The organism is Pseudomonas tehranensis (genome assembly GCF_014268615.1).
GTDB classification, from domain to species: domain Bacteria; phylum Pseudomonadota; class Gammaproteobacteria; order Pseudomonadales; family Pseudomonadaceae; genus Aquipseudomonas; species Aquipseudomonas tehranensis.
Window position 1 is genome coordinate 1 of record NZ_JABWQV010000299.1, and the last position, 5,296, is coordinate 5,296.

At 61.9% G+C, this 5,296-nt stretch carries 3 protein-coding genes; 1 reads left to right on the forward strand and 2 read right to left on the reverse strand.

Translation table 11 applies throughout. The features are described from left to right. Window positions 1-43: 43 nt before the first annotated feature. Together HU811_RS24435 and HU811_RS24440 are read right to left on the reverse strand one after the other, a co-directional pair. Window positions 44-2,200 carry a type I secretion system permease/ATPase gene (locus HU811_RS24435; RefSeq protein WP_186658553.1) on the reverse strand — a complete coding sequence of 719 codons (2,157 nt, stop codon included), beginning with the start codon at window positions 2,198-2,200 and terminating at the stop codon, window positions 44-46. A gap of 30 nt (window positions 2,201-2,230) precedes the next feature. Beyond that, window positions 2,231-3,589, reverse strand: coding sequence for a TolC family outer membrane protein (locus HU811_RS24440; RefSeq protein ID WP_186658556.1), 1,359 nt, complete (start codon window positions 3,587-3,589; stop codon window positions 2,231-2,233). Between the two features lie 453 nt (window positions 3,590-4,042). On the opposite strand from HU811_RS24440, the gene HU811_RS24445 reads away from it, so the two are divergent. After that, window positions 4,043-5,296, forward strand: a 1,254-nt coding sequence (locus tag HU811_RS24445; RefSeq protein ID WP_186658559.1) for a retention module-containing protein, incomplete at its 3' end; no start/stop codon positions are given.

Sequence of the window (5,296 nt, forward strand, 5' to 3'; positions counted from 1 at the left end):
GTATCGCGGGCAAGCCTTGCTCCCACAGGTTGCGGTGTTGTTTCTATACCGCCGAAGACCCCACCCGCCCTTTGCGCAGTGCCTCAATCACCGCTTCCTTCGGCCCATCGGCCACAATCCGGCCGTTGTCCAGCACCACCAGCCGGTCCACCAGGCTAAGCATCGACGTGCGGTGGGTCACCAGCAGCACCGTCTTGCCCTGCACATGGGTATGAAGCTTTTGCCGCAACACGTCTTCGCTGCTGTTGTCCATGGCGCTGGTGGGTTCGTCCAGCAGCAGGATCGGCGGATCGAGCAACAGGGCGCGGGCCAGTAGCACGGCCTGGCGCTGCCCACCGGAGAGCAACTGCCCGCGCTCGCCTACCGGACGGTCGAAGCCCTGGGGATGCTGGCGGGCCAGTTCGGTGACGCCGGTCAGTTCCGCCACTTCCAGCATGCGTGCATCGCTGATGTAGCGGGCACCCAGGGTGAGGTTGTCCCGCAGGCTGCCGGCCAGCAGCGGCAGGTCATGGGCGACATAGCCGATCTGCTGGCGCAGGTCCGCCACGTCCAGTTGCCGAAGGTCCAGCCCATCGAGCAGCAACTGGCCTTCCTGGGGCTCATAAAAGCCCATCACCAGGCGCGCCAGGGTGCTTTTGCCCGAGCCACTGCGACCGATGATCCCGACCCGTTCGCCGGGCTTGAGACTGAAACTCACCTTTGCCAGCGCCGGGGCGTTTTGGTCGTTGTAATGGAAGGTCACGCCGCTGACGTCCAGTGCGCCTTGCAGTTGGGTGCGATCCAGCGGCCGTTGTTTGGCATCGCGCTCCTGAGGCAGCGCCATCAGCGCATCGGTGCTGCGCATGGTGAGCTGGGCTTGCTGGTAACGGGTGATCAGCCCGGCGATCTGCCCCAGCGGCGCCAGCACCCGGCTACCGAGCATGTAGGTCGCCACCAGCGCGCCGACGCTGAGGTTGCCGGCGATGATGCTGTAGACCCCGGCGACGATGGTCGCCATGCCGGCCAGTTGTTGCAGAAACAGCGTGCCGTTGGTGGCCAGCGCCGAGAGGCTGCGCGCGTGGCTGTCCAGGCGGGTGAGGGCACCGTGGGTGCTTTCCCATTGGTGCTGGCGCTCGCTTTCGGCACTGCAGGCCTTGAGGGTTTCCAGGCCGCCGAGGGTTTCAATCAGCAATGCCTGACGCTGGGCGCCCAACGCGAGGCTTTTTTGTACGGTGTCGCGCAGACGCGCCTGGATGATCATCGCGAAAATAATGGTGAGCGGAAAAGCCACCACCGGAATCACCACCAGCCAGCCGCCCAGCAGGCCGATCACCACCAGCATCAGCACGGCGAAGGGCAGGTCGATCAGGCTGGTCAGGGTGACAGCGGTCAGGAATTCGCGCAGCCCCTGGAAGTCATGGATGCTTTGGGCGAAGCCGCCGATGGTGACCGGTTTGGCCTTCATCGCCATGCCGGTGATGCGTTCGAACAGGGTTGCGGAGAGGATCACGTCGGTCTTCTTGCCGGCGGTGTCCAGCAGATGGGCGCGCACCACGCGCAACACCAGTTCGAAACCGGTGCCGATCAACAGCCCGACGGCCAGCACCCACAAAGTCGACGTGGCCTGGTTCGGCACCACGCGGTCGTAGGTCTGCATGACGAACAGCGGCACCATCAGCCCCAGCAGGTTGATCAGGAAACTCGCCAGGATCGCGTCGCTGTACAACCAGCGCGACAGTTTCAAGGTGTCGCGAAACCAGGCCTCGACCCGTGGAACCAAGGGCGCGCGCAGGTCTTCGAGTTCATGGCGCGGCCGGGCGAACAACGCCTGGCCGCTGTAGACGGCGTTCAGTTCGTCGCGGCTGACCCACTGCTCGCCACCGTCGGCTTCGCTGGGCAGGATCAGCGCCTGGCCGTCCTCGCCCCAGCGTCGCAACACGGCGCAGCGGCCACCGGCCAGAATCAGCATCACCGGCAGGTTGAGTGGCGAAATATCGGCCAGGTCGCGGCGTAGCAGACGCGCCTGCAAACTGGCCCGGGCCGCTGCGCGTGGCAGCAGGTCCAGGCTCAAGCGTTGGTGCGCCATTGGAAGCCCGGCGCCAAGGCTGGCGCGGCTGACTGTCGCGCCATGGAGTTTGCAGAGGATCAACAGACCGTCCAGCAACGGATCATCGAAATTCAGCCGCGGATCGGCGGGGATTACCGGTTCCATCGTGGTCACATTGATCGCTCCCATTTCTTTGGAGGGGGCCTACTTCAGTTCGGGCAGCTGCGCTTCGTTTTTGACTTCGGTCTGGGCGACTGCGTCGGCCGGCAGCACCACCCGCTGTTTGCTCAACAACTGGCCCATGTTCGCCAATACCCGATACATCGAGTATTCCTCGGTGTACCGCACCTCGGTGTAGCGACGGTTGGCGTTGTACAGCTCGTTTTCGCTGTCGAGCACATCGAGCAGGGTCCGCTGACCGAGACCGAATTGATCCTGATAGGCGGCGCGTACACGGGAGGTGGTATCGGCGTATTCCCGGGCGGTGGGGGTCTGCTTGCGGGCGTTGAGCATCGCGTTCCAGGCCAGGCGCGTGTCTTCGTTGAGTTGACGCAGGGCGTTGTTGCGGATGTCCATGGCCTGGTTGATCTGGTGAGCATTGGACGCCAGCCGCGCCTTGTCGCTGCCGCCGCGGAACAGGTTGTAGTTCATCACCACACCGACCCGCCAGTTGTTGTCGTGACCTTCTTCGCCACCGAGGTTGTTATTGGCGCCCACCGCCGCCTCGGCGTCGAAACGCGGGTAGAACGGCGACTTGGCCACTTCATACTGGCTTTCGGCGGACTGCACGTCGGCCTGGGCCGATTTCAGGTAGGGGTTGTTATCCACCATGCTCTGCTGGGCTTCGCGCAGGTCAGCGGGCATTTCGCCTTTGGTCGAGGGCGGGGTTTCCAGCTCATCGGGCATGCGCCCGACCACGCTGTAGAAGTTAGCCTCGGCGTCGGCCAGGTCGACCTGGGCGGTGTCGTAGTTGTTTTCCGCCAGAGCCCGACGGGCATTGGACTGGTCGGAGTCGGCGGTACTGCCCACGCCGCGTTCGGTGCGCAGGCCGATCTGGTCGTTGACCCGCAGGTGAGCCTGCAGGTTGTTCTTGGCCAGGGTCACCAGCTCGCGACGCTTGAGCACTTCCAGATAAACCTCGATGGTACGCAGCGCCAGGTCTTGAGCAGTGCCTTGGGCGTAGTAGGCCCGGGAGTTGACTACGCCTTTAGTGCGCTCCACTTCATTGGCGGTGTTGAACCCGTCAAACAGCATCTGCCGCAGGCGCAGTTCCGACTGGGTGTAAGTCAGGATGTTGGTGTGGTGATTGCCCAGCGCTCGGGTATTGGTGTTGTCGCTGTAGCCGCGCCCGTAGCCGGCATTCAAATCCACCGACGGGAAGAACCCTCCTCTGGCGACTTTGACGTCTTCGTTGGCCGACAGACGGCTATCGACCCGTTGTGCCAACTCCGGGTGGGTCGCAATGGTGCTCTGGATCGCTTCGGTCAACGACATGGCCTGCGCAGAAGAAGAGCAGGCCATGGCCAGCAAAACCGCGCTGCAGAGGGGGGAAAGAACGCGCATGGGGTGCATCTCCTGAGGTCTGTTGTACTTCGCTGTCGCCAATATATTGACGTATTTAAGATCAAAACCGTTTCAAGCTTGTAACAACACAGCTAAGAACATCCTGCGCAAAACCTAAGAAGAATTTCTCATAAGGCTTATGCCAAAAAAAACTTATGTGCTTGGAAAAAAGCGGCACATTGTTCAAGGCGAAACCCTTTGTGTTTGCGGGTTCTGACGATTTTTAGGCGTCAATAAAAGTTCCATACTCTTTTTTAAGCGATGTGAAGAAGTGCAGAAAGGTTGAAAAACGAGGCGGGTTAAAGCGACGGTTTTTTGTCATTGTGGCGAATAGCTAGCGCCTCTGAAGAGCCCCGAAGCTGGCAGATTTTCCAGATTTTTCTGACTGCCAACCCAAGCACCAATTCTTCACCCAGACAGGTGCCGACTGCGGTTGGCAATGGAGGAATGCACATGGCAGCGCTCATCGGTACCGTCAGCAAGGTGGTAGGACAGGTTTTCGCAGAAGCCGTCGGCGGTCTGCGGCGACCTCTGGTTGAAGGTGATCGGCTCTATGCCGGCGAGCACCTGATCACCGGGGCCGAAGGGGCGGTGGCTGTGCAGTTGCAAAACGGCAAGGAGTTGACCCTGGGCCGTGGAAGTGACCTGACGCTGAGCCCGCAACTGCTTGCCAATCAGGCCTCTGCTGGCGACACGCCTGAGGCGACTACCCCCAGCGATGCGCAACTGACTGATGTGCAAAAACTGCAACAAGCCATCGCCGCCGGCGCGGACCCGACCCAGACCGGCGAGGCCACGGCTGCAGGCGCTGAGGGCGGCAATCCGGGCGGCGTGGGCGGCGGGCACAGTTTTGTGTTGCTGGAAGAGGTCGGCGGGGAGGTTGACCCGCTGATCGGTTTTCCCACCGCTGGGTTCAACGGGATACCCGAGTTTCCAGAACTGCGTCTGGCCGGTGATGCAGATGACGGCGGCGACGATGCAATCGTGCCACCGGTAGACCCTGAAACCCCGGACAACCCGGTTACCCTTGATGGCTTGACCGTGGATGGCGGTGAATTGACCGCCAATGAGGCGAACCTGTCTGACGGTTCCGCCAGCAATCCTGGCGCACTGGTGCAAAGCGGCAGCTTTACCATTTCCGCGCCCGATGGATTGAGCAGCCTGAGCATCGGTGGCATCAACGTAATCACCGGCGGCGTACCGGCAGGTTTTCCCCAATCCATCACCTCGGCGCTGGGCAACACGTTGACCATCACCGGTTACAACCCCGCGACCGGTGTGGTCAGCTACAGCTATACCCTGACGGACAATGAAACCCATCCCGCCGGTGGTGGGGCCAATACCATCAGCGAGCAGTTCCCGGTCGTGGCCGTCGACAGCGATGGCGACACAGCTACGGGGACCTTGGACGTCAATATCACCGACGATGTCCCTCAGGCGATCGACGACAGCCACGCCAGTACCGCATCGGAAAGTCTTGTCACGCTCACTGGCAACGTCTTGCCCAACGATCACCAAGGCGCTGACCGCATCCCCACCGGTCCTGACAGCGGGCCGATCATTGGCGGTACGTTCACCGGCACTTACGGCACCCTGGTGCTGAACCCCAACGGCACGTACACCTACACCCTCAACACCAGTGACCCGCAATTCATAGCGTTGCACGGCGGCGGAAGTGGCACTGAAACCTTCACCTACACCCTGACC